The organism is Deltaproteobacteria bacterium, from assembly GCA_018668695.1.
In the GTDB taxonomy this organism is placed as follows: domain Bacteria; phylum Myxococcota; class XYA12-FULL-58-9; order XYA12-FULL-58-9; family JABJBS01; genus JABJBS01.
On sequence record JABJBS010000161.1, the window covers coordinates 1 to 2,662 of the forward strand.

At 49.6% G+C, this 2,662-nt stretch carries 3 protein-coding genes; 1 reads left to right on the forward strand and 2 read right to left on the reverse strand.

All coding sequences use genetic code 11. The annotated features are described in order from the left end of the window. Positions 1-70 precede the first annotated feature (70 nt). Positions 71-652, reverse strand: coding sequence for a cyclic nucleotide-binding domain-containing protein (locus tag HOK28_08555; protein MBT6433126.1), 582 nt, complete (start codon positions 650-652; stop codon positions 71-73). Positions 653-804: 152 nt separating this feature from the next. Between HOK28_08555 and asnS the strand changes: the two genes are divergently transcribed. Continuing rightward, complete coding sequence (asnS, locus tag HOK28_08560; protein ID MBT6433127.1) at positions 805-2,208, forward strand: asparagine--tRNA ligase; 1,404 nt, start codon at positions 805-807, stop codon at positions 2,206-2,208. Between the two features lie 6 nt (positions 2,209-2,214). On the opposite strand, the gene HOK28_08565 is transcribed toward asnS, so the two are convergent. Next, positions 2,215-2,662, reverse strand: a 448-nt coding sequence (locus tag HOK28_08565; protein MBT6433128.1) for a tetratricopeptide repeat protein, incomplete at its 5' end; no start/stop codon positions are given.

Below are 2,662 nucleotides of genomic sequence, written 5' to 3' on the forward strand. Positions count from 1 at the left end.
ACAGACGACTTAGAGCAGTGTGAGACCATGATGGTGAATGCGGGGCTTGTTGTACCCACCGGGATATAAGTTATTTAAAGCTCCAAGACTCGTCGAGGTCCTGAAAATCCTCTGTAAACGAGAGTCCAGCCTTCCAGTTCTCGGTAAATTGGTCGATCTCTTTAAGACTCAATGTAGAATCACCATCTTTCTTCTCAAGGAGCTTGAGCACGCTTTGATTGGTTGATTCGAGTCTGGATGAAACCAGTTTGAGAATACGCTCCAGAAGTCTTTCCCTTAAGTGAAGACCAGGAGGGGCTTTTCTAAGAGCTCGGGTATCGAGCTTCCAACCCGTCACAAAGCTTGTCGTGACCACGGTCGCAATAGCGGCGCGGCCCAGGAGGCAGCTCATTTCCCCAATCACGGTGGTTGCTTCGAGGCTGAGAATCGTCTCTTGAGCTGTACCGTTAGCCGTTTTTTGGACGTCCATGGTACCCTTGGAGATGAAGTAAAGCTCCCGATTGGTCATTTTTTCTTGAGTGAGAGCAGTACCGGGTGCGAGTGTAATCGGCACGAGCTGCTCGCTTAACCAGGCGATAGATTCAGTTCCCAGCCCAGCAATTAGCTGAAAAGGTTGAAGTAATTCGGGACTTGGTGCGTTGGTTTCTTCCATAGTGACCCATCATAATCGTTTGAGCACCATGAGCCAATCGGAGTAGGCGCTCCCAGCAGTTTTGCTTGCCTAATCGGGCACATTGGCGTAATTCGACGGACCCATTGAATGGATGCTGAGAGGCGGTAAGCGCCTTTTTGAGGAGTGACGATATGAGCGAAAAACTTAGAATTTCACAGGTACTGGGCGGCGCGGCCAAGGTCGGCGACACCATCAGCGTTCAAGGCTGGGTACGGACACGACGTGACTCCAAAGCAGGTCTGTCCTTCGTGCAGATCCATGATGGGTCTTGTTTCGATACTTTCCAGCTTGTTTGTCAGAGTACGCTTGAGAATTACGAGTCGGAGATTAAAAAGGTTACCACTGGATGCTCTTTGCGGTGCACGGGTGAAGTTGTGCAGAGTGCTGGCAAGGGCCAATCACTTGAGTTGCAGGCCACCGAATTGGAAGTGATCGGTTGGGTAGAGGATCCTGAAACATACCCGGTCGCGCCGAAGCGCCACACCCGAGAATATTTACGAGATATTGCTCACCTGCGCCCACGCACAAACTTGATTGGTGCATTGACCCGAGTACGGCACTGCCTCGCGCAGGCCACACATCGGTTCTTTCACGAAAATGGTTTTTATTGGATTCATACGCCGATTATTACCGCCAACGATTGTGAAGGTGCGGGAGAGATGTTTCGCGTATCCACATTGGATATGGCCAATCTACCTAAGAACGATAAAGGTGGCGTGGATTTCTCTAAAGACTTTTTCGGTAAAGAGGCGCACCTCACAGTATCAGGCCAACTGAATGTTGAGAGCTACTGCTTGGCGATGAGCAATGTTTATACTTTCGGACCAACGTTTCGTGCGGAGAATTCAAACACCCGCCGGCACCTTGCAGAATTCTGGATGATTGAACCTGAAATTGCTTTTGCAGACCTCATGGACGACGCACGACTTGCAGAATCGCTTCTCAAATATATCTTCAAGGCTCTCTTGGACGAGCGTCAAGACGACATGGATTTCTTCAACAAGCGTGTTGATAAGGGTTGTGTGGCGCGTCTGGAAAACTTGGTGAACGCGAAGTTTGACGTGATGGATTATACCGATGCAATTGCCCACTTGGAGAAGAGCAACAAGAAGTTTGAATTCCCGGTCACTTGGGGAATGGATATGCAAGCTGAACATGAGCGTTACATCACTGAAGAAGTGGTGAAGGGACCTGTTGCGGTTGTGAATTATCCCAAAGAAATTAAAGCATTCTACATGCGCATCAATGACGACAACAAAACAGTGGCCGCGATGGATGTATTGGCGCCAGGCATCGGTGAAATCATTGGTGGGTCTCAGCGAGAAGAACGCCTCGACATTCTCGACAGCCGAATTCGTGAAGGCGGTTTAGAGCCTGAAGATTACTGGTGGTACCGAGACCTTCGCAAATATGGAACGGTTCCGCACGCAGGTTTTGGCCTTGGGTTTGAGCGGGCCATTATGTATGCAACTGGGATGGACAATGTGCGCGATGTTATCCCGTTTCCGAGAACACCTAATTCCGCAGAGTTCTAATCGGGTTTAGAGAGCGGTTATTTTGGCGGTATAGTCTTCTATGGTCTTCCAGACCGGGGAAGAGGCTTGGAGTGAAGTGGCTTGAGCCAGTTCACGCATATCCAAAACCGCTTGCTTGCCTTCGGGAATATTCGTTTCAGCGATCGCTAGCTGAGCCTTTCTAAATATTACTTTAAGAAGCTCACTGAGGTCGCCGAGTTCTCGTAAAATTGCCTCACCGTCTTTGATGTGAACCCTCGCTTTTCTGAATTCACCGCGCTTGATAAACAGTTCGCCAAGAGACCCATTGAACGCTCCCTCCGGACCTCGCAAACCAACGTTACGTGCAAGTTCAACTGAAGACTCAAGGTACTCCTGGGCTTTGTCCAAGAGGTCTACTTGTAAGTACACATCGCCGAGGTTGCCCAGCATGATACAACGGTCACGATGGTTCCCGCACTCGTCACAAATATCG

Bases quoted from the DNA above. Each gene is read 5' to 3' on its own strand.
- asnS (MBT6433127.1), top strand. From the start codon at position 805: ATGAGCGAAAAACTTAGAATTTCACAGGTACTGGGCGGCGCGGCCAAG.
- HOK28_08555 (MBT6433126.1), bottom strand. From the start codon at position 652: ATGGAAGAAACCAACGCACCAAGTCCCGAATTACTTCAACCTTTTCAG.